25 protein-coding genes and 1 pseudogene are annotated in these 26144 nt (G+C 65.7%); 22 read left to right on the plus strand and 4 right to left on the minus strand.

Features of this window, described 5'->3' with window-relative positions; all coding sequences use genetic code 11:
* Window positions 1-5 precede the first annotated feature (5 nt).
* The 4 genes from LRS03_RS04790 to LRS03_RS04805 all read right to left on the minus strand — a co-directional run bounded on the left by LRS03_RS04790 (window position 6) and on the right by LRS03_RS04805 (window position 3207).
* Window positions 6-1286, minus strand: a complete 1281-nt coding sequence (locus tag LRS03_RS04790) for a TolC family protein (protein WP_257824168.1) — start codon at window positions 1284-1286, stop codon at window positions 6-8.
* A gap of 83 nt (window positions 1287-1369) precedes the next feature.
* Window positions 1370-1780 (minus strand): hypothetical protein, encoded by a 411-nt coding sequence (locus LRS03_RS04795; protein ID WP_257824169.1) that lies wholly within the window; start codon window positions 1778-1780, stop codon window positions 1370-1372.
* Window positions 1781-1864: 84 nt separating this feature from the next.
* Window positions 1865-2377: a DUF305 domain-containing protein gene (locus tag LRS03_RS04800; RefSeq protein ID WP_257824171.1), complete on the minus strand. Its 513-nt coding sequence runs from the start codon at window positions 2375-2377 to the stop codon at window positions 1865-1867.
* A 416-nt stretch (window positions 2378-2793) separates the two neighbouring features.
* Entirely contained in the window at window positions 2794-3207 is a 414-nt protein-coding gene (locus LRS03_RS04805; RefSeq protein ID WP_308296391.1) for a MerR family transcriptional regulator, read from the minus strand.
* A 159-nt stretch (window positions 3208-3366) separates the two neighbouring features.
* On the opposite strand from LRS03_RS04805, the gene LRS03_RS04810 reads away from it, so the two are divergent.
* The 22 genes and pseudogenes from LRS03_RS04810 (at window position 3367) to LRS03_RS04915 (ending at window position 26126) form a co-directional block, all read left to right on the plus strand.
* Window positions 3367-3810, plus strand: coding sequence for a hypothetical protein (locus LRS03_RS04810; protein ID WP_257824175.1), 444 nt, complete (start codon window positions 3367-3369; stop codon window positions 3808-3810).
* Window positions 3811-4011: 201 nt separating this feature from the next.
* On the plus strand, window positions 4012-4446 hold the full coding sequence (locus tag LRS03_RS04815; RefSeq protein WP_257824177.1) for a hypothetical protein: 435 nt from the start codon (window positions 4012-4014) through the stop codon (window positions 4444-4446).
* Window positions 4447-4522: 76 nt separating this feature from the next.
* The gene (locus tag LRS03_RS04820) at window positions 4523-4822 is read left to right on the plus strand and encodes a DUF2933 domain-containing protein (protein ID WP_257824179.1); all 300 of its coding nucleotides are present in this window, start codon (window positions 4523-4525) and stop codon (window positions 4820-4822) included.
* 12 nt (window positions 4823-4834) lie between these two features.
* On the plus strand, window positions 4835-5485 hold the full coding sequence (locus tag LRS03_RS04825) for a methyltransferase family protein (protein ID WP_257824181.1): 651 nt from the start codon (window positions 4835-4837) through the stop codon (window positions 5483-5485).
* A 77-nt stretch (window positions 5486-5562) separates the two neighbouring features.
* Window positions 5563-8043 carry a heavy metal translocating P-type ATPase gene (locus LRS03_RS04830; protein WP_257824183.1) on the plus strand — a complete coding sequence of 827 codons (2481 nt, stop codon included), beginning with the start codon at window positions 5563-5565 and terminating at the stop codon, window positions 8041-8043.
* On the plus strand, window positions 8040-9893 hold the full coding sequence (locus LRS03_RS04835; protein ID WP_257829415.1) for a copper resistance system multicopper oxidase: 1854 nt from the start codon (window positions 8040-8042) through the stop codon (window positions 9891-9893). Before LRS03_RS04830 ends, LRS03_RS04835 begins: the two co-directional genes overlap by 4 nt.
* Window positions 9894-9919: 26 nt before the next feature.
* On the plus strand, window positions 9920-10615 hold the full coding sequence (locus LRS03_RS04840) for a copper resistance protein B (protein WP_257824185.1): 696 nt from the start codon (window positions 9920-9922) through the stop codon (window positions 10613-10615).
* A gap of 20 nt (window positions 10616-10635) precedes the next feature.
* The gene (locus LRS03_RS04845) at window positions 10636-11940 is read left to right on the plus strand and encodes an MFS transporter (protein ID WP_257824187.1); all 1305 of its coding nucleotides are present in this window, start codon (window positions 10636-10638) and stop codon (window positions 11938-11940) included.
* Window positions 11941-11960: 20 nt separating this feature from the next.
* Window positions 11961-12575 (plus strand): LemA family protein, encoded by a 615-nt coding sequence (locus tag LRS03_RS04850; RefSeq protein WP_257824189.1) that lies wholly within the window; start codon window positions 11961-11963, stop codon window positions 12573-12575.
* A 56-nt stretch (window positions 12576-12631) separates the two neighbouring features.
* Entirely contained in the window at window positions 12632-13456 is an 825-nt protein-coding gene (locus tag LRS03_RS04855; RefSeq protein WP_257829416.1) for a TPM domain-containing protein, read from the plus strand.
* 2 nt (window positions 13457-13458) lie between these two features.
* The gene (locus LRS03_RS04860) at window positions 13459-13956 is read left to right on the plus strand and encodes a TPM domain-containing protein (protein ID WP_257824191.1); all 498 of its coding nucleotides are present in this window, start codon (window positions 13459-13461) and stop codon (window positions 13954-13956) included.
* Window positions 13957-13977: 21 nt separating this feature from the next.
* Window positions 13978-15336 carry an MBL fold metallo-hydrolase gene (locus LRS03_RS04865; RefSeq protein WP_257824193.1) on the plus strand — a complete coding sequence of 453 codons (1359 nt, stop codon included), beginning with the start codon at window positions 13978-13980 and terminating at the stop codon, window positions 15334-15336.
* Between the two features lie 10 nt (window positions 15337-15346).
* A pseudogene (locus tag LRS03_RS04870) lies at window positions 15347-16869 on the plus strand (thymidine phosphorylase family protein).
* Window positions 16866-17765, plus strand: coding sequence for a ribose-phosphate pyrophosphokinase (locus tag LRS03_RS04875; RefSeq protein ID WP_257824195.1), 900 nt, complete (start codon window positions 16866-16868; stop codon window positions 17763-17765). The pseudogene LRS03_RS04870 and the gene LRS03_RS04875 overlap by 4 nt, the downstream one beginning before the upstream one ends.
* Entirely contained in the window at window positions 17762-18931 is a 1170-nt protein-coding gene (locus LRS03_RS04880; protein ID WP_257824197.1) for a S1C family serine protease, read from the plus strand. Before LRS03_RS04875 ends, LRS03_RS04880 begins: the two co-directional genes overlap by 4 nt.
* Window positions 18932-18991: 60 nt before the next feature.
* Window positions 18992-20458 (plus strand): arginine-ornithine antiporter, encoded by a 1467-nt coding sequence (gene arcD / locus LRS03_RS04885; RefSeq protein WP_257824199.1) that lies wholly within the window; start codon window positions 18992-18994, stop codon window positions 20456-20458.
* 43 nt (window positions 20459-20501) lie between these two features.
* Window positions 20502-21719 (plus strand): arginine deiminase, encoded by a 1218-nt coding sequence (locus tag LRS03_RS04890; protein WP_257824201.1) that lies wholly within the window; start codon window positions 20502-20504, stop codon window positions 21717-21719.
* A 36-nt stretch (window positions 21720-21755) separates the two neighbouring features.
* On the plus strand, window positions 21756-22754 hold the full coding sequence (gene argF, locus LRS03_RS04895; RefSeq protein ID WP_257824209.1) for an ornithine carbamoyltransferase: 999 nt from the start codon (window positions 21756-21758) through the stop codon (window positions 22752-22754).
* Between the two features lie 21 nt (window positions 22755-22775).
* Complete coding sequence (gene arcC, locus LRS03_RS04900) at window positions 22776-23705, plus strand: carbamate kinase (RefSeq protein WP_257824210.1); 930 nt, start codon at window positions 22776-22778, stop codon at window positions 23703-23705.
* A complete protein-coding gene (locus tag LRS03_RS04905) occupies window positions 23705-24376 on the plus strand; it encodes a DUF6629 family protein (RefSeq protein WP_257824211.1) in 672 nt (223 codons plus the stop codon). The genes arcC and LRS03_RS04905 overlap by 1 nt, the downstream gene beginning before the upstream one ends.
* Window positions 24376-25068, plus strand: coding sequence for a class I SAM-dependent methyltransferase (locus tag LRS03_RS04910; protein ID WP_257824213.1), 693 nt, complete (start codon window positions 24376-24378; stop codon window positions 25066-25068). Before LRS03_RS04905 ends, LRS03_RS04910 begins: the two co-directional genes overlap by 1 nt.
* Window positions 25065-26126 (plus strand): NAD(P)-dependent oxidoreductase, encoded by a 1062-nt coding sequence (locus tag LRS03_RS04915; protein WP_257824215.1) that lies wholly within the window; start codon window positions 25065-25067, stop codon window positions 26124-26126. The genes LRS03_RS04910 and LRS03_RS04915 overlap by 4 nt, the downstream gene beginning before the upstream one ends.
* Window positions 26127-26144: the final 18 nt, after the last annotated feature.

Here is a 26144-nt window from a genome sequence, read left to right on the forward strand (position 1 = left end):
GGCAATCACTCCGCAATCAGGTAGGCCAGGCGAGCACGCTGGCTCATGAGCTGGGCTTCGAGGTCGAGGCTGCGCCAGCCGGCTTCGGCCGCCTCCTTGCGAGCGGCGAGCACGCTTGAGAGGTCGGCTCGTCCGCCTTCGTAGCTCGCCAGGCTGAGTTGCACCCGTTCGGCCGCCAGCGGCAACACCGAGGCCTTCTGCCGCTCCAGGGCACGTTCGAGGCGCTGCAGCTCCGAGATCTGCTGGCGCAGATCGACCTGTACGCGTCGGCGCGCGTCATCACGCTCGGCCTCCAGTCGCTCGAGTTCCTTGCGCTTGGCGACGAGCCGTGGCTCCTGGCGGGTGGACGGTGAAACCGGAAGGTCAAAGGTCAGCTGAAACGACACCATGTCGCCGAACGCTCGGTTTCGGTTCGCGTAGGCCACCTCCCAGCCCCAGTCGCCACGGCGGGAGGCTTGTGCTTCGGCCATCTCCGCCCTGGCCATGGCCAACATCGCTGCCGAAGGCAGGAGTTCTGCGTGCCGCTCCACGCGCTGGAGGAGCGCTGCAGACTCGACGGGAAGGTTCGGCGTGGATGCATCGGTCTCGTCCAAGCGGCCGGTCCAGCCTTCCAGTGCTGCCCGTGCCTGGTCAAGGCCCGCTTGCAGTTCATCCCGTCGCTCCGCGAGACCCAGCGCTTCCTGCCGGGCCATCAAAGCGTCGGCAGGCGCTGCCCTGCCCCCAGCGATACGTGCGGCCAATGTGCTCTGCAGAACTTGGTTCTCACGCTCGAGCGTAGAGAAGACCTGGAGTTTGCGTTCGGCGTAGTGCTGCGCCAGCCACGCCACGGCGGCGTCGCGGCGCACAGACAAGCGCTCGGCCTCCAGCATGGCGCGTTCCCGTTCGGCCCTGGCCTCGGCACTGCCGCGTTGGGCTGCGCGCTTGGCCGCGTTCGGCACCTCCTGCATCACGCCGATGCGCCGCATGGTCATCGACTCCCGATTCCAGCTGAACCGGTCCACGCCGGTCACGGGGTAGTTCTCGACACCGACGGCGAGTTTGGGATCGGGCAGCTGGCCCGCCGCGCTCAGGCCCTCGTACGCGCCCTCAACGCCGGCCTGGCGCGCCCGCAGGGTCGGCGAACGCTGCTCCGCGAGGTTCAAGGCGTCCTGGAAGGTCAACGTGCCCGCCCAGGATGGCGTGATGAGCGCGCAACCCGCGGTCACCACAACGACCGGGGCCAGCCGAAGGCGTGCCACGGCGACAACCAGCCGGCGGAATCGCCCGGCCACAACGAAGTTCAACATCTCGGTTCTCCACAAGATCCCACAGCCTGAAGACACGAACGGATGCGGCTGCCTTGTGCAGCGGCATCCGACCCTTCAGGGGATCAATTGCGCAGAACGAGCAAAGCGAGATACACCGGTGGCGCTCCGTGGGGAGGTCCGGTGTGGGCGGCCATCATGGCCGGCAGTGCATCCGCCTCGGTGGCGGCTGCAGGGTGCGACACGATCAGCCGGGTGAGCAGCCAGTCGATCGCAAGCAGTGGAGCGGGGTCTGCCAAGGGTGCCGTGTTCACGGACTGTTTGTCGCGGTCGCAATGCGCCTTGCACAGCAGGGGCGACTGGTCGTCAAGCTCCGTCATCCCGGGGCAGTCCGGCATGTCTGGCATGGCAACCATCGGCTGGCCAGGTTTACCGGGGCTCGCGCAAGCGTAAGCGGCGGTGGCCAACTGCAGGCACACGAGCACGGCCGCAAGCAAGCTCGCGATCCAGCGCCGGGGTGCCTTGTGTAGCAACATGCCGCCAGTCTACCGGGAGGCAAGGTGACTTGGCGGTCCACACATTGAGCGCCGTCAAGGATTGCACGGACACCCCGACGCCGCTCACTTGTTCTTCATCATCCACTTGTCCAGCTGCTCGATCTCTTGAGTCTGGTCCTTGATGATCTTGGCGGCCATCTTCTTAAGCTCGGGGGACTTGCCGTGCTCGGCCTCTACCTTGGCCATCTCCAAGGCTTGTTGGTGGTGCATCTTCATCATCATGGCGAAGTCCTTGTCGGTGTCGCCGCTCATGGACATCGACTGCATGCTCTTCATGCCCGACTCCATCGATTTCTTCATCTGATCGGAACCGTGGCCGGCTGTCTGGGCGAAGACCATGCCAGGGCCCAGCGCGATGGCCAGGAGGATCGACGCGGTTTTGGCGGAAGCGGAAATGTGGGTCATGGGAGTTCCTTTGTGTTGACGAGGGTGGTCATGCTCAGCAAACAACGCTCCCAGAAGCGCCAAAAGTTGTCCGCAGGCCAACGTGAGAACATCGCATTGGCCCACGCCGAAGAATTGCATCGGTGCATGCAAGGAATTGCCGCCACGAAACGCGCGGTGGGGTGCTGTCACGGCGGCGCTCCCGCACTCCTGCAGCGACCTCACCGAGGTTCACCGGAATTGAGGGTGGCTTGAGTCATTGTTCAGTTGCTTTCCAGTGCCCGCTGCGAAGGCCGGTCGATCCCGGCGACGGTCCTCCGTCGACTGCTCCGGTTGGCAAGCGTGCCCACGTGTCAACGCAGGAGACACGTCGCTGCCAACCCTGGGAAGCAGATTTCGAAGACGCAACATCGACAGAGAACTGTCGCGCTCTTGCTAGCAGTGCCCAGCCTAGTGCGGCAATCTGTTCGTCCATTGCGTGAAGCAACCATCGCTCAAGGCGCGCGGCGACTGGCTGCGATAACGCGCGCGGCGCGCGCAAATGTGTAGGGTTTTCAACCGGCGCATCCCAAGCGACTTCAAGGGTTGCTCGTGCGAGTCGCGCGCGATCAGGTAGGTGGCCTCGCGCCGGCGAGTGTCTCGATGATCGGGCAGACATGCATCTGCCCGGTCTGCCTGCAGCGGTTCAGCAAGTCGGACAGAACTCCGCGCATGCGATTCAATTCCCCCAGCTTATCGTCGATCTGCGCCAGCCGCGCTTGGGTAACCGATTGGATGGCACGGCGATTGCGCCCGTCCTCTAGGTCCAGCAGGCTGTGCACCTCATCCAGAGAGAAGCCCAACGACTGCGCACGCTTGATGAACGCGATGCGGTCGATTGCTGCCAAGGGATAGATGCGAAATGCGCCGCTGGCAGGCGGCACGCGGAGAAGCCCGCGCGACTGGTAGTAGCGGACTGTCTCCACGCCCACTCCCGCCGCCTTTGCGAGTCGCCCAATGGTCAAGGAAGAATGACCGTACAACGGCTGAAGGCCAACGACCGTCTTTTTTTCATGAAGGAATGCTACCCCCGCATTCCGTAGTTGACCCCAGAGCAGGCTTGATGCAAATCAACCTCTTATCTGCAATATCCGACGAAACTTTCTCTACGGAATCTGCGATTTCCACACCCTGCCCAATTCATGATGATCCTCATTGCCAGCCGCCACCGCAAGCGCAGCATCGCCTTCACGATGCTGTTCGTGTGGGTGTTCGCGCTGCTGTCAGGTGTGGCGAATGCGTGTCTGACGGAGCCGCATGATGACAAGGCCCATGGCGGCGCGACCGTTTCACAGGTTGATCATTCGGCACTGAACGCTCTGCATCCCCACGCGGCCGACCAGGATCATCACGACTCGCACCTCGACAAGGCCCCATGCCAAAGATCGTGCGACGAGTCTTCGCAGACCCTGCTGAAACAACAGCCCAAGCTTGACACGCCTGATCTGCAGGCTGTCGCACTGCCGAGCCAGGCGTGGATCGTCGATCTTCTCCACGCTTCGGCCACACCGGGGCGCACTCACGTCGCAGCGGTTCCGCCGCCCTCGCCCCCTCCAAGGGTTTGGTTTTCCCGTCTCGCGCTGTAGCCCACGGCTCCCCGAGCCGTCGCGGGTAGCTCTAACACGCCGCGACGTGCGCCGAGTAGCTGCGATTCGCTGACTCCGCATTGACTCCGTAGGTGACTACGGACTGCATCATCGGACGTTTGCTTCGTCGACACATCCTCTATCGGCCTCCAGCCGGCCATACGCACGCCCGAGCGTGCCCATCCTTCCAGGAGACTTCCCATGACCCGTTTCCATTCCCTCGCCGTCGCCGCCACCCTGGCAGCCGCATGCGCTACTTCGTTCGCTCAGGACGACCAGCACAAAGCCCATCACCCTGCCGATGCGGCCTCTGCGGTAGTGCCCCCGCCAGTTGCCGGCAAGCCCCCGGGCATGCCCGACATGGCCATGATGGACAAGCACATGAAGACCATGCAGGCGATGCACGAAAAGATGGCCGGTGCGAAGACCCCGGCACAGCGCGAGGCCCTGATGGCGGAGCACATGAAGCTCATGCAGGAAGGCATGTCGATGATGGGTGGCATGGCTCCGGGAAAGACGACGGTCAACGCCGCCACACGTCAGCAGATGATGGAAAAGCGCATGGACATGATGCAGTCGATGATGCAAATGATGATGGATCGCATGCCCACGTCATCGTCCGCGACGGGCAAGTGAACCTTCCTTGCGCCAGAGCCCCAGCCAACCCCACCGCTCTACCGAGCGGACCTGAGCAACGCATAGGAGTTCCTTCATGAACCATGACACACACGAGCCAAACCGCCCCGCGCGCAGTTTCTGGAGCAGTCGCTACGGCATCGGACTGCTGATCTTTGCTGCGATTGCCCTCTTCTTCCTGCTCACTGAACACCGCGCCCACACCCTGGGTGTTTTGCCCTACCTGCTGCTGGCGGCTTGCCCGCTGATGCACATCTTCATGCACCGCGGCCACGGGCACGGTGGAGCCGATGAGGGTGAGGGCACAACCAGCGATCACACCGCCGACACCAACAAGCCTGACGGGCGCTCCAAGGCGACCCATCGCCACCACTGAGGAGAACTGCAAATGAATCACGACCAACCGGGCTACGGGTTGTGGATGCTCGTCATCCTCAATTCGGCCATCTTCCTGATGTTCGCGTTCAGCTTCTTCAAGCCGCAGACCGGCCGCGACTGGCGCACCTTCGGCGCATTCGCAGCTTTCGTTGTCGCGTTATTCGTCGAGATGTACGGATTTCCGCTCACCATCTACCTGATGTCGGGCTGGTTGCAGACAAAGTTCCCGAGCCTGGACCTGATGTCGCACAACACCGGGCACCTCTGGTCAACGCTGCTCGGCGAGAAGGGCGACCCCCATTTCGGGGTGCTGCACATCGCGAGCTACGTCTTCCTCGGGCTCGGTTTCTACCTGCTGTCCGCGGCCTGGAACGTGCTGTACCAGGCGCAGCGTGCCAATCGGTTGGCGACGACCGGACCCTATGCCCGCATCCGACACCCGCAGTACGTTGCCTTCGTGGCGATCCTGCTGGGCTTCCTCTTCCAGTGGCCCACGCTGCTGACGCTGGTGATGTTCCCGATCCTCGTGGCCATGTATGGGCGACTTGCCATCACGGAGGAACGCGAGATGCGCAAGCGTTTTGGCGCCGAGTTCGACGCTTACGCCGCGCGCACGCCGCGCTTCTTTCCCGACTTGCGCGGCCGCGCCTCGGCTGCCTGAGGCCGGGTTCCCGTTCCCTCCCAATTGCCTCGAGGCCAATCGCCTGGCCCGCTGACATCCCATCCAAAGGATCTTTCATGAAGACAAGCACCGTAGAAGTCGGCGAACTGGTCTCCAGCCTGAGTGCCGCCGGCGTACAGCGCCAGATTGCGGCGCTGCCGGGCGTCCACCACGTCGACGTCAACTACGTCGCCGGCAGCGCCACCGTGCACTACGACGAAACGAAGACCTCGCTTGAGGCCATCCGAAAGCGCATCGTCGAGTGCGGCTACCACTGCCGCGGCGAGATGCTGCCCGCGCACATCTGCCCGCCGGAGGGGCACGCTGGGCACGCTGGGCACGCCGGACATGAAGACCACGCCGCGCACGGCGGCCATGCCGCTCATGATCACGCGACGCACGGCGCCGCGACGGCTGCCGCCTCGGCACCACTCACCGCCAAGGCTGCTTCGCATGAGGGGCACGCGGCCCATGGGGGCCACGGCGGCGAAGGCGCGCACCAGATGAGCGACATGATGCACGACATGGGCCATTCGCCCGGCATGTCAATGCAGGACATGGCCAACGACATGCGCAACCGCTTCCTGGTCGCGCTGCTGTTTTCGATTCCGGTATTCCTCTACTCGCCCATGGGTGAGATGTTCGGCGACTTCGCGACACCATTCGGCATGGACCGGAACCTCTTCCTGTTCATCGCTGCCACCGGTGCCATCGCCTATCCCGGCTGGCCATTCTTCGTTGCCGGCTTTCGTGCTGCGCGCAACAAGGTGGCGAACATGGCCACGCTGGTCGTGCTGTCGGTCGGCACCGGCTACGTGTTCAGCCTTGGCGCCACCTTCTTCTACGAAGGCGAAGTTTTCTACGAGGCCGCTTCCGTGCTGCTGGTGTTCATCCTGCTCGGCCACTGGCTGGAGATGCGTGCCCGTGCCGGCGCTTCCGATGCGATCCGCGCGCTGATGGATCTGGCGCCACCGATGGCTACCGTGCTGCGCAACAACGTCGAGACCAAGGTGCCGACTTCCGAGGTGCTGGTCGGCGAGACGGTGGTCATCAAGCCGGGCGACAAGATCCCGGTGGATGGCAAGATCATCGACGGCGCGTCGCAAGTCGACGAGTCGATGCTGACCGGCGAGTCGATGCCGGTGAAGAAGGTGGTCGGCAATGCCGTGATCGGCGCGACCATCAACAAGAGCGGCAGCTTCCGCTACGAGGCCACCAAGGTCGGCGCCGACACGGCGCTCGCGCAGATCGTCAAATTGGTCCAGGAGGCGCAGAACTCGAAGGCACCGGGCCAGTTGCTGGCCGATCAGGCGTCGCAATGGTTGGTGCTCGCGGCCATCCTCGTCGGCCTGCTCACCTTTGCGGTCTGGTTCTGGGTGCTCGGCCAGCCATTGCTGTTCGCCCTGACGCTCACCATCACCGTCTTCGTGATCGCCTGCCCCGACGCGCTCGGGCTGGCAACACCGATGGCGATCATGGTCGGCACCGGCCTCGGTGCGATGAACGGCATCTTGTTCAAGAACGCCGCGGCACTGGAGAACGCGACCAAGCTCACGGTGGTCGTGTTCGACAAGACCGGCACGTTGACTCTGGGCCAGCCGGACGTGGTCGAGATGGTGCCGGCGCCTGGTGTAACGGAATCACTGCTGCTGTCCACCGCGGCCGCGGTGGAGAAGTTCTCCGAGCATCCCCTCGCGCTGGCGGTGCTCAAGCGCGCCGGCCCGGACACGCCGGAGACAGCGACCGCCTTCACCAACATTGACGGCCAAGGCGCGCGCGCGACCATCGGCGGCGACGACGTGCTGCTCGGAAACCGCAAGCTGATGGAAGCCGAGCGAATCGACCTCGCAGAACTCGCCGCCGAGGCGGCACGGCTGCAAGGCGGCGGCCGCACGGTTGTTCACGTGGCCCGCGGAGGCCGCCTGATCGGCCTGATCGCGATCGCCGATGCCGTGCGCCCAACTTCCGAGGCCACGATCGCCAAGCTTCAAGAGCGCGGCGTGAAGGTCGCCATGATCACCGGCGACAACCAGGCCACGGCCGAGCGCATCGGCAAGGAACTCGGCATCGACATCGTGCTCGCCGACGTGCTGCCCGGTCAGAAGGCCTCGAAGATCAAGGAACTGCAGGCCCAGGGTCACAAAGTCGCCATGGTCGGCGACGGCATTAACGATGCGCCGGCCCTGACGCAGGCCGATGTCGGTTTCGCCATCGGCGCGGGCACCGACGTGGCCATGGAAAGCGCCCAGGTGGTGCTAATGAAGAGCGACCCCTACGACGTCGTCGGTGCGATCGAGCTGTCGCGCGCGACGCTGCGCAAGATGCACCAGAACCTGTGGTGGGCGGTGGGCTACAACGTGATCGCCTTCCCGCTCGCGGCCGGCGTGTTCTATCCGTTCACGCTGTCGCCCGAGGTCGCTGCGCTGTCGATGTCGGGCAGTTCGGCCATCGTCGCGATCAACGCGCTGATGCTCAAGCGCACCAAGCTCGCTGGCATCCGCCGCCCCCAACCTTCGTCGAACGCGCCTTCTACTGTCGCGCAAGGCGCGGCGGCCTGAGCAACAGCGGCAGTCACGCGCATCCACGACCCGTTCGGTCGAATCAACAGGAACCCTTTGATGAACCACCACCACTCCGCCCGGGGGCCGCGCCAGGCCACGCACAGCCCAGGCGCCGCTTCCTGCAGGGCGCCGCCAGCATGGCCGCCATGCTGGTCTGGCCTCTCGGCGCCGATGCCGTCGTGAAGAAATCGCACCTCGCCTTGCCGCTGTCGTCCTCACGCGTCGACACCAAGTTCGACTTGACCCTGGCGCGCACCCAGGTCAACTTCACCGGCACGCCGACGTCGGCCATCACCCTCAACGGCACGGTACCGGGTCCGTTGCTGCGCATGCAGGAAGGTCACGAAGTCGCAATCGCCCTGACCAATCGGCTCGACGAGGTGACCGCAGCGCACTGGCACGGACTCAAAGTGCCGAACAACATGGACGGTGTGCCGGGCGTCACCTTCCCGGGTATCAAGGCCGGTGAGACTTTCAACTACCGATTCAATCTGCGCCAGAGTGGCACCTATTGGTACCACAGCCACGCGATCCTGCAGGAGCCCGCGGGCTTCTACGCGCCGCTGATCATCGACCCGCAGAGCCGCGAGCCGTTCGGCTACGACCGCGAGTACGTCGTGATGCTGTCCGAGTGGGTCGACACGCCGCCGGCGAAGGTGCTGGCAAACCTCAAGAAGGTGGAGGGCTACTACAACGACCGCCGCCAAACCCTGCCTGACCTCTATGCCGAACTGAAGGCGGCGGGCAGTCCGCAAAAGCGCGAGGCGATCTGGAGCGAGCGTATGGCCTGGGCGCGCATGCGCATGGATCCCACCGATGCCACCGACGGCGGAAGCCAGTGGCAGTTCCTCATGCAGGGCCAGCGCGTCGAGGACAACTGGACAGCGCTGTTCGCACCAGGCGAGCGGATCCGCTTACGTCTCATCAATGCGTCGGCCATGAACTTCTTCGATGTCTCGATCCCGGGCTTGGAGCTGACCGTCGTGCAGGCCGACGGGCAGAATGTTCGCCCGGTACGGGTTCGCGAATTGCGCATGGGCAACGGTGAAACCTACGACGTCATCGTGCAGCCCACCGAGCGCAAGGCCTACACACTGTTCGCCGCGACCTCGGGGCGCATCGGCTTCGCGCGCGGCACGCTTGCGCCCGAACTCGGCATGGAGGGCGAAATCCCGCCGATGGGTCAGCGGCCGGTGCGCACCATGGACGAGATGGCCGGCACACACGGTGGTGGCCATGCGAGCGCGTCGGCTCCCCAGACCGCTAGAGCGGCCGATCCGCATGCCGGACACGGCGCTGTGCCCGTCCCGGTCCCGGCGCAGGCCGCCCCGCACGCGATGCACGGCGGCATGAAAGGCATGGAGGTGATGCCCGGCATGGGGAGTACGCCAATGGCAGGCGAGACAGCGACCGACGCGACCGCCGTCGGGGTGAAAGACCGCCTCGCCTACGCCGATCTTGAAGCCCTGACGCCATTGCGGTTGCCCGCGGGCCCGGCTAAGAAGATCGACATGCGACTCACAGGAGACATGACCCGCTACATCTGGTCGATCAACGACAAAAAACTTTCGCAGGCCACATTCTTCGAGGCACGCGTCGGCGAGCGTCTGGAGATCCGCCTGATCAACGAAACCATGATGGAACACCCGATGCACATGCATGGCGCGTTTTTCGTGGTCGAGAACGGCAAAGGGGAGCGCGCGCCGCTGAAGCACACCGTCATTGTCAAGCCCGGCGAGACCATCACGGTGCACACCAGCTTTGACGAGGCGGGGCCCTGGGTCTTCCACTGCCACCTCTTCTATCACGCGGCCGCCGGAATGATCCAGGCCATCGTCGTCAAGTGAACCGCCCGGCCATGGAACACACACGCATGAACACCAAGAACATCCACCCGGGGCGCCTGTTGTGCCTCGCGCTCGCCTCGACACTGGCCGGCTTGGCCGGCCCCGCCCGTGCAATGGAGGACGACGCGATCTTCCAGACCACCCGCATCGAGGTCGATGCGGGCCGCAGTGACTCGAAGAGCATCGCGGCCTGGCGCGCCGACGGCTGGATCGGCACCGACTACAACCGTTTCGCGTGGCGCGTTGAAGGCACGCGCAGCGACGGCCGCCTCGAGGACGCTGAGGTACAGGGGCTGTACAGCCGCTATGTCGCGCCCTTCTGGGACTTGCAGCTCGGTCTGCGGCGCGAACTCAAACCCGCGGCGCGCAACTACGCCGTGATCGGCGCGCGCGGCCTGGCGCCCTATGCCTTCGATGTCGACGTGGCCGCGTTCGTACGCAGCGATGGGCGGTTGTTCGCGCGCACTCGCGTCGAGTACGACCTGCTGTTCACGAACCGCCTCATCGCTAAGCCCTTCATCGGCATCGACTGGGCGGCCCGCTCGATCCCGTCGGACAGCATCAAGGCCGGTGCGACTTCGTCCGAATGGGGCGTCAACCTGCGCTACGAGATCACTCGCGCCGTGGCCCCCTACGTCGAGATCGGCCGCCACTGGCAGCGCGGCCCTGATGCCGGTGCGGGCTTGAACTCGGTGCGCGGCGGGCTGCGGCTGGTGCTCTGACCCACGGCGAGATTGACTCGATGACGAACCCGCCCCGCATCGAACGGCAGCCGACCTCGCTCGGGCTGGGAGCGTGGCAACTCGCGTGGTTGGCGGCTGCTGTCTTCGTCGTCTCTGCAGGCTACGGGGCGTTGATGCCCTTATTGCCGGCCTGGCTCGCACCGCTGATGGCCGCGGATGGCCAAGCCGAAGTGGCGCGCCACGTCGGACTGCTCAGCGGCCTTTACGCTGCTGGGGTGCTGGTCGGTGCACCGCTGTGGGGCCTGGTCTCCGACCGCTGGGGACGGGGCCGCATTCTGGTGATCGGTCTGGTCGGTTACGTCACCAGCCTGCTTCCCCTTTTGTGGCCCGACTGGATCGGGCTCGCCGGCATCTACGCATCCCGAGGGGCCACCGGCTTCTTCGTGGCGGCAGTCGTCCCCGTGGTGCCTGCACTGGTCGCCGAACACACGCCGCAAGACCAGCGCGCGCGGCGCTTCGCGTGGCTCGGAGCGATGTCGTTGCTGGGCTTCCTGTTCGGCCCGGGCCTCAACGCCGCAGCCGCGCAGATGTCCACCACGCTCGCGAGCGTCGGCGCCGGCACCTTCGATCCAACGAATCTAGTCATCGTGACGTCGGCGGCCCTGGGCGCGCTGATGATGCTGGGGCTGGCAACCACCCTGCCCCGCGTCGCACCAGCCGCCGTCGATGACAACATCCAACCCCAGTCTGGCGACCGGAGGCGCACGATGGCGTTGTGGGGGCTGAACGGTGCGGTCATGTTCGTGCTGTCCGGCTTCGAAGTTCTCGGCATCGTGCTGCAGGGTCAACAGCATCCGACGCTGTCGTCGCGCGAGATCTCACTGATGTTCGCCGAGTGCAGCCTCGTGATGCTCGGCGTCAACGCGCTGCTGTTTTTCACCGGGCTGCTCGAGCGGGCCGCCGGACGCGGTGTGATGGCGGCCGGGCTCGTGCTAGCCATCGCCGGCTTGGCGATGCTGGCGCAGCACCGCAGCGACGGCTGGATGTACATCGGCGTCAGCCTCACCGCGGCCGGCACCGGGCTCGTGCTGCCGACCATCTCCTACCTCGCGGCCGGAGCCTCCCGGCGACGGCGGCTGGGCGCCACGATGGGCGGGCTGGCCGCGGCAGCGGGCTTCGGCCAGACGCTCGGCTCGGCGGCCGCCGGCTGGCTCTTCGGTGCGGTGGCCCAGTTCAGCTTCGCCTGGCTCGCCCTGCCGCTGCTGGCGACGCTGGGCACCCTGATCGTGCGCCCCGCATGGTGGTCGACCGAGAGTCAGCCACCGCATTCGCCACGTGTTTCTCCCGCCCCCCTTCCCAAATGACAACACCAGGAGCCCGAACCATGCACCACTTCTTCGTCGCCCTTCTTGCCGCGCTGACGCTCGCGCTGTCCGGCTGTGGCTACAACACCTTCCAATCGACAGACGAGCAGATCAAGGCCAGCTGGTCCGAAGTGCTCAATCAGTACCAGCGCCGCGCCGACCTGATCCCCAACATTGTTGCCACCGTCAAAGGCGAGGCGAACTTCGAACAGGAGACGCTGACCAAGGTGGTCGAGGCGCGTGCCAAAGCCACCTCAATCCAGGCCACGCCCGAGTTGGTCAACAACCCCGAGGCCTTCGGCAAGTTCCAGGCTGCGCAGGGTCAACTGACGAGTGCGCTGTCGCGGCTCCTGGTCGTCAGCGAGAACTACCCCAACCTGAAGGCCAACCAGGGCTTCCAGGATCTTCGTGTGCAGCTCGAGGGCACCGAGAACCGCATCACCGTGGCCCGTGGCCGCTACGTGAAGGCTGTGCAGGACTACAACGTGGCCGTCCGCACCTTCCCGAGCAACCTGACGGCGATGGTGTTCGGCTATGGCGCCAAAGCCAATTTCAGCGTCACCGACGAGGCGACGCTCGCGGTTCCGCCGAAGGTCGATCTGGGCGGCATCGGTGCCTCGGGTGCCAAGAAGTGACAAACGCCGTTGCTCCGGTCGGACGCTACGTGCGTCGGCTCGCCGCGCTCCTGTTCATGTGCGCGGCGGGGCTCGGCGCGGCGGCTCAGGATCTGCTCCCAGTGCCGCCGCTGAAGGCACGTGTGACCGACCTCACCGCCACGCTGACGCCGCAGCAGAACACCGCGCTTGAGCAGTCGCTGCGCGCCTTCGAGGAGCGCAAGGGAACACAGATCGCGGTGCTCATCGTTCCCACCACGCGACCCGAGGCGATCGAGCCGTTCGCGCTGCGGGTCGTTGAGCAGTGGAAGCTGGGGCGCCGCAAGGTCGATGACGGTGCGCTGCTGCTCGTCGCAAAGGAAGATCGCGCGGTGCGTCTGGAGGTTGGCTACGGCATCGAGGGTGCACTCAATGACGCGACTGCCGCGCGAATCATCAGCGAGGCCATCACTCCGCGGTTCAAACAGGGTGACTACTACGGCGGCATCAGCGCAGCAGTCGAATCGATGGTGCGTGTCCTCGATGGCGAGCCGTTGCCTGCCGCGACGGGGCTGGGCACGCCGCAGGGCGACAACGCCATTGGGCAGATATGGCCCCTGCTCTTCATTGGCGCGCTGGTGCTCGGTGGCGTATTGCGGCGGGCGATAGGCCGCATCCCCGGGGCGCTGGCGGCCGGTGGCGTGCTTGGAGTGGTCGCCTGGTTCGCGCTCGGCACCCTGGCGGTCGCCGCGGCTGCGGGGCTGACCGGCTTCTTCGTCACGCTGCTGGGGATCGGCATGGGTGGCCACGGCGGCATGCACGGGCACGGCGGGCGTCGGGGCGGTGGCTTTGGTGGAGGCGGAGGCGGCTTTGGCGGAGGCGGCGGCGGTTTTGGCGGCGGCGGTGCCTCCGGAAGGTGGTGAGCATGAATATCACACGACTCCTCCGCCATCTGGCAACGACATCGATTGGCACGCACCGAGCCTTCCCCGCCTCCGCGCTGCGCTCTATCGAGCAAGCGATCGCCGCGAGCGAAGCCTCACACGCGGGCGAACTGCGTTTCGTGGTCGAAGGCGCGCTCGACACGCTGCCGCTGCTTCGTGGCCAGACGGCGCGCCAACGCGCCATCGAACTCTTCGCCCAACTGCACGTCTGGGACACCGCCTGCAACACCGGCGTGCTGATCTACGTATTGCTCGCGGACCACCGCGTCGAGATCGTCGCCGACCGAGGCATCCACGCCAAGGCCGGTGCCGAGGCCTGGTCTGCGATCTGCCGTGGTATGGAAAGCCAATTCTCCGCCGGCGAATTTGGCAGCGGCGCGGTCCATGGCATCAAAGCCGTCACTTCGTTGTTGACGCGCCATTTCCCACTTCAACCTGGCGACCGCAACGAGCTGCCCGACGCGCCGCTCGTGCTCTGAACACCATCACAAGGACAACCCATGCAACTGCAATTCCTCGGTGCCACCGGCACCGTCACCGGTTCGAAGTACCTGCTGCGCCACGAGGGCGCGACCGTGCTCGTCGACTGCGGCCTTTTCCAGGGCTACAAGCAATTGCGCCTGCGCAACTGGGCGCCGATGCCCGTACCGGCCGCGGACATCGACGCGATCGTTCTGACCCACGCCCACATCGACCACAGCGGCTACTTGCCGCTGCTTGCGCGGCAAGGTTTCAAGGGCAAGGTTTATTGCACGGAGGCAACCTACGAGCTGTGTCGCATCCTGCTGCCCGACAGCGGCCATTTGCAGGAAGAAGAAGCCGAGTACGCCAACCGGCGTGGCTACTCCAAACACAAGCCTGCGCTGCCGCTCTACACCCGCGAGGATGCCGAGCGCTGCCTGAAACAGTTCGTGCCCCGGCCCTACGGCACCCCATGGAGCCCTGCTCCCGGGCTCCAGGGACGTCTGGATCCGTCTGGGCACATGCTGGGCTCGGCCTTTGTGAAAATCGACGACGGTCGTCGCTCCATCCTGTTTTCCGGCGACATCGGACGACCCAATGATCTTGTGCTGGTGGCGCCGGCACGCGTCCCGGGGGCCGACTACGCGGTGGTCGAATCAACCTACGGCGACCGCCAACACGAGGCAAGCGACCCGCTGCTCAAGCTCGGCGAGGTGATCAACCGCACGGCGGCCCGCGGCGGCACCGTGGTAATCCCGGCGTTCGCCGTGGGTCGGGCGCAGAACCTGATGTACTGCATCCACTTGCTCAAGGAGCGCGGCGTCATCCACCACCTGCCGGTCTATCTCGATAGCCCGATGGCCACCGATGCGACACGTATCTACCACGCGCACCGCGACGAGCACCGCCTGAGCCCCGAACAGTGCGAGGCGATGTGCCATGCGGCAACCATCGTCAACAAGCCCGATGACTCGCGGGCGCTGAGCGCACGGCGTGGGCCGATGGTCATCATCTCCGCGAGTGGCATGGCCACAGGCGGGCGCGTCGTTCACCACCTCAAGGCCTTTGCGCCCGACCGTCGCAACACGATCTTGTTCGCGGGCTACCAGGCTGGCGGTACCCGCGGCGCCGCCATCCTGCAGGGCGCCTCCTCGGTGCGCATTCACGGAGAGGACGTTCCGATCAACGCCGAAGTGGCAGCGCTGGACAGCCTGTCCGCGCATGCTGACGCCGGCGAAATCCTGCAGTGGCTCAGCGGCTTTGAACGGCCCCCGACGCAGACCTTTGTCACGCATGGAGAGCCAGGGCCAGCCGATGCAATGCGCGCGCGCATTGAGCGAGAGCTGGGCTGGCCGTGTCGCGTGCCCGACTACCTGGAAACCGTCGACCTGACCTGACGGAGCAAGCATGACGCACGAACATGTCAGTCCCGCCTCCGTCACCATGAGCGCACGCCGCGTGGGTGTCGACACCTACCAGGAACTGGTGGTCTACATGCGGCGCGACTGCGCGGTGTGCCGCTCCGAGGGTTTCACCGCGCAGGCCCGGGTCCAGCTCGACTGCGGCCCGCGCCGAATCATTGCGACGCTCAACGTAGTCGACGACTGGCTGGCCGAAGGCCAGGCGGGGCTATCGGAATCGGCCTGGGCTGCTCTGCAGCCGACAGAGGGCGCGTCGCTGCTTGTGTCGCATGCACCGAGCCTTGATTCGCTGAGCCATGTTCGCGCGAAGGTCTATGGCCACCGCCTCGGTGGCGACGCTTTCCGCGCCGTTGTCGGCGACATCACCGCCGGCCGCTACTCCGACCTGCACCTGGCAACTTTCATCACCGCGTGCGCTGGCGACCACCTCGACCTTGCAGAGACTGTCTCGTTGACGCGAGCGATGATCGACGTGGGCGACCGGCTGGACTGGGGCCGCGGCAGGGTCGTCGACAAACATTGCGTCGGTGGCCTGCCAGGCAACCGCACGACGCTGCTCGTCGTGCCCATCGTCGCGGCCTGCGGTCTGACGATGCCCAAGACCTCGTCGCGTGCGATCACCTCCCCTGCCGGCACGGCCGACACGATGGAGGTGCTGGCACCGGTCGACCTCGACATTGCCGCGATGCGCCGCACGGTGGAACGAACCGGTGCCTGCATCGTCTGGGGCGGATCGGTCCGGTTGAGCCCGGCCGACGACATCCTGATCCGTGTCGAGCGCCCGCTCGATCTCGACAGCGAGGGACAGCTGGTCGCCTCCGTGCTGTCCAAGAAGGCGGCCGCTGGCTCAACTCACGTGCTGATCGACCTGCCGGTGGGGCCGACAGCCAAGGTTCGCAGCGCCGAGGCCGCGCAGACACTCGGGCGCCGGCTCGTCGAGGTCGGCCGGGCCATCGGATTGGAGGTGGCATTGCGCGTCACCGACGGTCTGCAGCCCGTCGGGCGCGGCATCGGCCCCGCGCTGGAAGCGCGCGACGTGCTGGCCGTTCTGCGTCGCCAAGCTGACGCACCGGACGATCTGCGGCAGCGCGCGTTGCGTCTGGCCGGCGACATTCTCGAGCTGGGCGGTGCCGCGCCAGCGGGTACCGGCCTGGATCTGGCAACCGAAGTGCTCGCCGACGGACGGGCCTGGGCGAAGTTCGCCGCCATCTGCGAAGCCCAAGGGGGCCTGCGCGAGGTGCCGCTGGCATCGCACCGGCGGGTCATCGAGGCCCCATCGGGGGGCGCATCACGGCGATCGACAACCGCGTGCTGTCGCGCGCCGCCAAGCTCGCCGGCGCGCCGAAGGCAGCGGCCGCGGGTGTCGACGTGCATGCCCGGCTCGGCGACATCGTGCGGCCCGGACAACCACTCTTCACGCTGCATGCGCAGGCTCCGGGGGAACTGGCCTACGCGCGGCAGTACATCGAAACCCGGCCCCCCATCTTTCAAATCTCGGAGGTGTCTTGAAACCGATCGTCTTTCATCTGCCCGGCGACGAGGCCTTTGCCAACCGGTTGGTGAGCACGCTTCAGGCCGAGCCGGCCGGGCTGGAACTGCGCCGCTTTCCGGACGGCGAGTCGTTGGTCCGCCTGGATGCGGACGTCACGGGCCGGACCGTCGTGCTCACCTGCAGCCTAGCGCGGCCCGACGAGAAGACGCTGCCGCTGCTGTTCGCGGCCGACGCCGCGCGAGACCTTGGCGCCGCGAAGGTGCTGCTCGCAGCGCCCTACCTCGCCTACCTGCGGCAGGACAGGCGCTTCCATGCCGGCGAGGCCGTGACGTCGCGCTCCTACGCGGCGCTGCTGTCGACCTCTTTCGATGGACTCGTGACGGCCGATCCGCACCTGCACCGCTACCACGCACTCGACGAGATCTACCGCATCCCGACGCGCGTCGTGCACACGGCGCCGCTCATCGCCAGCTGGGTCGCGACACAGGTCGAGCGCCCGCTGCTGATCGGCCCCGACTCGGAGAGCGAGCAATGGGTCGCGGAAGTCGCCGCCGCCGCGGGCGCGCCCTGGATCGTGCTGCAGAAGATCCGCCGCGGTGACCGCGATGTCGAGGTCAGCCTGCCGGATGTGTCGGCCTGGCGGGACCGCCAGCCGGTGCTGGTGGACGACATCGTCTCGAGCGCACGCACCATGATCCAGGCCGTGGCCAGCGTGCGCCGCGTCGGATTGCCGGCGCCGGTGTGCATCGGCGTGCATGCCCTGTTCGCACCGGCTGCGTACGAGGAACTGCTGGCCAGCCGGCCGGCCCGCGTGCTCACCTGCGACACGGTTCCTCACGCATCCAACGAGATCAGCGTCGTCGAACCGTTGGCACACGCCTTGGAGGAGTTGATGGGGGAAATCGCATCGTGAACAACAGCCGACCGTCCCTTGCATGGCGGCTGTGGCTGCTCATCGCGCAGGTGATCGCGGTGTCGGCCGGGCTGCTGATCGCCTGGAAGGCTTTCGGGCCCGAGCCCATGACGCCGACCCGCACCGATGTCGTGGCGCTGCGAGAGGCGCCGCACGCCGACACCTCGGCGTCGGGGCCAAACGGCAAGACCGTCATGACGCGCCTTGAAGGGGGCTTCCGCGCGGCGGCTGCCAAGGCCTCGGCCTCGGTCGTCAACATCTACACGCGCAAGGCCCCACCACGACAGCCGCCCGAATGGCTGAGACCCTATGGCGGCGGCACCGACGAAGAGGCGGCGCAGGGCCAATCCAGCCTGGGCTCCGGGGTCATCGTCGCCACCCAGGGTTTCATCCTGACCAACAACCACGTTGTCGACGGCGCCGATGAGATCGCCGTGATGTTGCCGGGCGGCAAGGTGGCCGAGGCACGCGTCGTCGGCACCGACCCCGACACCGACCTCGCGGTGCTGCGTGTCGAGGCCAAGGGCTTGCAGCCGATCACATTCGCCGATCCGGCCTCGGTGCAGATCGGTGACATCGTGCTGGCCGTTGGCGATCCGTTCGGCGTGGGCCAGACGGTGACGCAGGGCATCGTCAGCGCGACGGGCCGCAACCGGCTCGGCATCAACACTTTCGAGAACTTCATCCAGACCGACGCAGCAATCAACCCCGGCAATTCGGGCGGCGCGCTGGTCGACACATCCGGCCACCTGGTGGGCATCAACACCGCGATCTATTCGCGCAGCGGCGGATCGCAAGGCATCGGCTTCGCGATCCCGGTCAGCCTGGCGCGGCAGGTGATGGAACAGATCATCGCCACCGGCCGCGTCAGCCGCGGCTGGCTTGGCGTGAGCGCCCGCGACGTGATCCACGAGACGACTGGTGCGGCGGTCGGCGCTGCGCTCGTCGCCGTGCAGCGCGGCGGCCCGGCCGAACGCGCGGGCTTGCGTGCCGGCGACACCGTCGTCTCCATCAACGGCAAGCCGATCGGTGACACCGCATCCCTGGTCAACGAAACGGCATCGCTCAGCCCCGGGAGCACGGCGCAGTTCAAGGTGCTGCGAGGTCCGGAGGCGGTGTCGCTGGCCGTCGAGCTGGGCCAGCGCCCCGTTGTGCGAAGGCAATGATGCAAACACCGCCTGCTGTGCAATTCGTTCCATCACCCGCAACCTACGAGAGAGACCCCTATGAGCACATACACCCCTGAAGCAGCCGACGCGGCCTCGCCATCTCGGCAGGCGGCTCGCACCAACGACCGACTCGGCCTCGGATTGCTGACCGCCCTCGTCGTTGGATCCATCCTTGGCAGCGGCATTTTCGGACTACCGCAGAACATGGCCTCCGGAGCGTCAGCGGGAGCGATTCTGATCGGCTGGCTCATCACTGGCATCGGCATGCTCGCACTCGCCCGGGTCTACCAGATGCTCGCGCTGCGCAAGCCGCAACTGAACAATGGCATCTATGTGTATGCACGCGAGTCCGCGGGCCACTACGTCGGTTTCAACTCGGCATGGGGTTACTGGGTCAGTGCATGGATTGGCAACGTAGGCTACCTCGTCGCCGCCTTTGGAGCGCTCGGCTACTTTTTCCCGTCCTTCGGCGACGGAAACACGGCGGCCGCCGTGGCGGGTGCGTCGATCGTGCTCTGGCTCGTGCACTTCATGGTGCTTCGAGGCATTCGCGGCGCGGCGGTCCTCAACGCGGTGGTGACGCTCGCCAAGGTGCTGCCCCTTCTGTTGTTCATTGCCCTTGTTGCAGTCGCTTTCCGCTTGGAGACCTTTAACCTGGAGTTCTGGGGCGGCTCGAAGCTGGGCAGCACCCTCGATCAAGTCAAGAGCACGATGCTTGTCACCGTCTGGGTCTTCATCGGCATCGAAGGGGCCAGTGTCTACTCTGCCCGCGCGCGCCGCCGTGAGGACGTCGGTCGGGCCACCGTCCTCGGCTTCATCGTGACGCTAGCTTTGTTAGTGGCTGTGTCGCTTCTGTCGCTGGGCGTGCTGCAGCAGCCCGAACTTGCCGGGCTAAAAAATCCTTCGATGGCTGGCGTGCTTGAGAAGGCTGTCGGCACCTGGGGCGCTGTGCTCATCTACGGTGGTCTGATCGTCTCCGTCGGAGGCGGCTTCCTGGCGTGGACCCTGCTGGCCGCGGAATCTTTGTTCTCACCGGCAACCGACGGTGTGATGCCCAGCGGTCTCGCGCGCCAGAACGCCCAAGGTGTGCCTGCGAATGCGCTGTGGTTGACGAGCGCGATGGTGCAGATTTTCCTGCTGGTGGCAATGTTCTCCAAGGCCTCGTACCTGGCCCTGATCTCGCTGTCCACGGCGATGATCCTGCTGCCGTACCTGTTCAGCGCGGTCTACGGCGTGATGCTCGCAGTCCGGCGCGAGGGGTCTGCGGGCAGCGTCCATGCGTCGGACCTGCCGGTTTCGGTGCTGGCCGCGCTTTACTGCGTCTGGTTGTTGTACGCCGCCGGCCCGAAGTACCTGCTGTTGAGTTCGTTGCTGTATGTGCCGGGCGCGGTGTTGTATGCGCTGGCCAGGCGAGAGCAGCGTGCGCGCCCGTTCAAGGGCTTCGAACTTGGCCTCGCAGCCGTTCTGTTGTTGCTGGCATTGCTGGCCGCCTACCTACTGGCCACCGGCGGCCTCAGCCTGTGATCAGCATGCGTTTTCCCACATTCGTTTCGACAGGAGCATTCACATGACACTCGGAGCATTTTCTGAAGTGGGCCGATTGCGCAAGGTGCTCGTCTGCAGGCCGGGGCTCGCCCAGGCCCGGCTGACCCCAGCCAACTGCCGCGAGCTGCTTTTTGACGACGTACTCTGGGTCTCCCAGGCGAAGAACGATCACCACGCTTTCACCAACGTGATGACCGAGCGAGGCGTCGAGGTGCTCGAGCTGCACGACTTGCTGGCCGGCGTCGTTGCCCAGCCAGACGCACGGGCATGGTTGCTCGATCGCAAGCTCGGCGAGGATTTCATCGATCCCGAGGCAGCGGCCGGGTTGCGCCCCTGGCTTGATTCGCTGCCGCCCAATCTACTGGCCGAACACTTGATCGGAGGGCTCCTTCGTGGGGAGGTCCCAGTCGACCTGGAAGGGCTGGCTGCCCATTGCCTGTCACCCTCCGACTTTCTGCTCCCGCCACTGCCGAACACGCTGTTCACCCGCGACTCCAGTTGCTGGGTCTACGGCGGCGTCGTGCTGAGTCCGATGTTCTGGCCGGCGCGGCGCCAGGAGACGCTGCTGCTGACTGCCATTTACCGCTTTCATCCGGCGTTCCGGGGCCAGGTGGTCGAGTGGTGGGGCGATCCCGACCGCGACCACGGAATGGCCTCGCTGGAAGGTGGCGATGTGGTTCCGCTCGGGAACGGCGTCGTGCTGGTCGGCATGGGAGAGCGCACCTCGCCACAGGCGGTCAGTCAGCTTGCACGCCGCCTCTTCCAAAGCAAAGCGGCCACGCATCTCATCGCCGCCCGTATGCCCAAGTCACGAGGTGCGATGCACCTGGACACTGTGCTGACATTCTGCGACGTAGACCTCGTGACCACATTTCCGGGGGTTGTCTCCGAAATCAGGGCGCACAGCCTGCGGCCGGGTGCAAAGGAAGGCGCATTGGATGTCCGAGCCGAGCCTGGGCCGTTCCTCGATGTCATCTCGCAGGCCCTGGGATTGAAGCAACTGCGGGTGGTCACGACAGGGGGCGATGCTTACGAAGCCGAACGTGAACAGTGGGATGACGGCAACAACCTGCTCGCTCTTTCCCCCGGCGTCGTGGTTGCCTACAACCGCAACGTCTACACCAACACGTTGCTGCGCAAAGCAGGCGTTGAGGTCATCACGATCCCCAGCGCGGAACTGGGCCGCGGTCGTGGAGGCAGTCACTGCATGTCCTGTCCGATCGAGCGAGACCCCGTCTGAGCGATCACCGCCACTCATCAACACCAAGGAACCCCCATGAGTTTCAACCTGCGCAATCGAAGCCTGCTTGACCTCGAGGACTTCGAGCCACGCGACATCCGCTTCCTGCTCGACCTGTCGGCGGAGCTAAAGCGCACCAAGTACGTCGGCAACGAACACCAACGCCTGAAGGGCAAAAACATCGCCCTCGTCTTCGAGAAGGCGTCGACGCGAACGCGTTGCGCGTTCGAGGTCGCGGTTCACGACCAGGGCGGACACGTCACCTACATCGACCCGGCGGGCTCGCAGCTGGGTCACAAGGAGTCGTTGAAGGACACGGCCCGCGTGCTCGGACGCATGTACGACGGCATCGAGTACCGTGGCTTCCACCAGAGCGTCGTTGAGGAACTCGCCCGCTTCTCCCACGTTCCAGTATGGAACGGGCTGACTGACGAAGCGCATCCGACACAGATTCTGGCGGACCTGCTGACAATGGAAGAGTTCGGCCAACAGCCACTTCACCAGATGTCCTTCTGCTACCTCGGCGACGCCCGATTCAATATGGGCTGCTCCCTGCTGGTCGGTGGCGTTCAGATGGGCATGGATGTGCGAATCGCAGCCCCGGAAGCCCTGCGCCCTCCTGCGGAGTTGGTAGCGCGGATGCGTGCGCTGGCCCAAAAGACCGGGGCCCGAGTGATGATCGAATCCGACCCAAGACTCGCAGTATCAGGAGCAGATTTCCTCTACACCGACGTGTGGGTCTCCATGGGCGAGCCGCAGGATGTCTGGAAGGACCGCATCGACCAGCTGCTGCCGTACCAGGTGAACAGCGACCTCTTGGCCGCAACTGGCAATCCGCGGACCCGCTTCATGCACTGCCTGCCGGCGTTGCACAACCTCGACACCGAAATAGGTCGCTGGGTCCATGAGCAATTCGGCCTCAGGGAGCTTGAGGTGACAGACGAGGTTTTCGAGTCGGACGCCTCGATCGTGTTCACTCAGGCCGAAAACCGCATGCACACCATCAAGGCCGTGCTCGTCGCGACACTCGGCTGAGATGCAGCAAAGGACACCCGCATGAGAATCGTCGTCGCACTGGGAGGAAACGCGCTGCTGCGCCGAGGTGAGCCGCTGACCTCGGAGAACCAGCTCGCCAACATCCGCCGCGCAGCCGGACAACTGGCCCGGATCGTTGAGGGGAACGAAGTTGTGCTCACTCACGGCAACGGGCCACAGGTCGGCCTGCTTGCACTGCAGGCAGCCGAGCAAGCAACAGGCGAAGGGTTTCCGTTGGACGTGCTGGGCGCGCAAACCGACGGGATGATCGGCTACCTGCTGGAGCAGGAGTTGAGCAACGTCCTCCCGTCGCATGTGGTCGCAACGCTTCTGACTCGCGTTCAGGTGGATCCTTCCGATCCGGCGTTCACTTCACCGACCAAGCCCATTGGCCCCGTCTACACGGCCGCCGATGCTGAGCGCATCGGCCTTCAGCACGGCTGGGCCATGGCACCGGACGGCAAGGGTGTCCGCCGTGTGGTCGCATCGCCAACGCCGCAGCGCGTGCTCGGCCTGCAGCCGATCCAGTGGTTGCTTTCACACGGGACGCTGGTGATCGCCGCCGGCGGCGGCGGCATTCCCGTCGCGGCGATGGGGGATGGCCGGGCACTGCAAGGGGTCGAGGCAGTGATCGACAAAGATCTGTGCAGCAGTCTGCTGGCGCGCCAACTGGAGGCGGACTGCCTCGTGATCGCAACTGACGTCGACGCCGTTTATCTGGATTTCGGTGAGCCGAACCAGCGTGCGCTGCGCCAAATGGATCTCGGAGCGCTTGCGCAGATGCGGTTCCCGGCCGGGTCCATGGGGCCGAAGGTCGAGGCAGCCCGCTCTTTCGTGGCGACAACCGGGCGCCGCGCTGTCATCGGCTCGCTGGATCACATCGAGGCCATGGTGCAGGGCCGTGCCGGCACCGAAGTCGTGGCAGCGGCACGAAGCGAAAGGAGCGCCTGATGTGCTTTTCTGCCGAAGCCAGCTTCACCGCTGGCGCCGTGTTGCTGATCGTCGGTGCAGCCACCGTTCGTCGGGCGCGCACCCGCTCAGAATTGCCGTACGCCTGGATCCCGGTTCTCTTCGGCATCCAGCAGCTGCTTGAAGGCGCACTCTGGCTGACTTTCCCGGATCGCGCGCCGCTTCTCAACACCGTGCTAACACACGCCTACTCGTTCTTCTCGCACGTGCTGTGGCCCATCTACGTGCCACTGGCGGCGTTGGCGCTCGAGACGGTGCCCTGGCGGCGGCGTGTCCTGACCACCATCGCCATCGCCGGCAGCGCGGTAGGGCTGTACCTGCTGACAACGCTGTTCACACTGCCGATCGTCGCCACGGTGGTAGGCCAGCACATTGCCTACGAGTCACCGCACTTCTATGCACTGGCCGCGATGTCGCTCTACCTGCTGGGCACGTGCGCAAGCCTGCTGTTCTCCAGCCACGCCCGGGTCGTTGCCTTCGGCGTGGCCTCGTTCGCATCCGCGGTGGCGGCCTACGCCTTCTACGCCACCTGGTTCATATCGGTGTGGTGCTTCTTCGCCGGGGTGCTCAGCGTCATCGTGTTCCTGTACTTCACCGATGCGCGCCGTACCGCGCAAGTCTCCAGCGCGGTGCGGAAACTGGAGGCACGTTGATGGACGGAACGGAGGGCTTCAAGCCTGCGCTCGGCTTCCACGTGCTAACACCGCTGTACGACCGCGTCGTGGCGATGACGACGCGCGAGAGAACCTTCAAGCAGGCCCTGTTGGATCAGGCGGCCATTGAGCCGCACCAACAGGTTCTGGATGTCGGCTGCGGTACCGGCACGCTGGCAATCGGGGCCCAGCAGCGGCAATCAGGCGTGCGGGTATCAGCACTCGATGCCGACCCGACGGTCCTCGCCATCGCGGTGCGTAAGGCACACCGGGCAGGCGCCGACATAGCGTTCGACCAGGGTCGCTCGTCCGCCCTGCCATATGCCGACGAGCAATTCGACCGCGTCTTGTCGAGCCTCTTCTTTCACCATCTGTCATGGGGTGACAAGCTACTGACCGCGCGCGAGATACATCGCGTTCTGCGTCCCACCGGCGAACTGCACGTCGCTGACTGGGGACGCGCGGGCGGCCTAGCCAGCCGGGCCGCGTTCCTGATGGTTCAGCTTCTCGACGGTTTCGAGACCACGAGCGACAACGTCGCCGGAATGCTGCCAGTGCTATTCGGATCCGCAGGCTTCCGCCAAGTCGAAGAAACACGCCGGATCTCCACCGCCCTGGGCATCGTCTCGCTGTATCGAGCAGTGAAGAGCGGGGCAGGGCCGGGAAAGCGCTCCGCAGGAGGCAAGGCATGAGCATCCCACCCGGCGAACCCGTGTCGTCCGAGGGAGCCGTTGCGGAGAATGATCCCGGGGGGTTGCGGGTTCTCTTCACAGACATCGGCCCTGAAGACCAGATTTCGCTCGAGACACTGTGCCCGCGGTCATGGAGGGTGCACTTTCAGTCCGACACGCAGCTCGACGTTGGCGACGGGGCCGCACCGTTGGCCCAGGTTTTGTGTGTGTTCGTCCGCACGCCGGTGACACGCAAGTTGCTGCAGCACATGCCCGCGGTGCGCCTGGTTGCAACGCGTTCCGCTGGCGTCGACCACATCGACCTCGCGGCCTGCCGGGAAAGTGGCATCGCGGTCGTCCACGTTCCGGACTACGGGGCCGCCACCGTCGCCGAACACACCTTCACGCTGCTGCTGGGGCTGGCCCGCCACTTGTGCGAAGCGCGCAGCAGGGTACTCCAGGGTGGCTTTTCGTATCGGGGGCTGACCGGCTTCGAGCTGCAAGGCAAGGTGTTGGGAATCGTCGGCTGTGGGCGCATCGGAGCGCACGTGGCGCGCATCGCGCTTGGCTTTGGGATGAAGGTCCTGTCGTTCGACCCGCAGTCGCAACCGAAGGCCGCGAACAGTCTCAGCATCGACTTCGTCGGCTGGTCCGAGTTGCTCGAACGCAGCGACATCCTGAGTCTCCACGTGCCGCTGACACCGGAGACACACCACCTGCTGGACGATTCCGCTTTCGCCCGGGTCAAACCCGGTGTCGTGCTGCTCAACACCGCCCGTGGCGCGTTGATCGACGAAGAGGCGCTGCTGCGCGCGCTCGACCGCGGCACTGTCGCCGCGGCCGGCCTCGACGTGCTCGAGCACGAAGGCGGCGCCGCGCCGGAGGCACCGATGGGCTGCGGCGGGTTGGGTTGCGACCGCGGCTGGGGGGCTTCGCACCCGTTGCTGCGTCACCCGCGCGTGCTCGCGACACCCCACGTCGGCTTCAACACCCGCGAGGCGGTCGCGCGCATCCTGCAAAAAACGGTCGACAACATCGCGGCGTGGCAGGCTGGCCAGCCGCTACACCGCGTGGCCTGACATGGTCGACCGCAGGGA

The sequence above is a fragment of the Rhizobacter sp. J219 genome, assembly GCF_024700055.1.
Lineage (GTDB): Bacteria > Pseudomonadota > Gammaproteobacteria > Burkholderiales > Burkholderiaceae_C > Rhizobacter.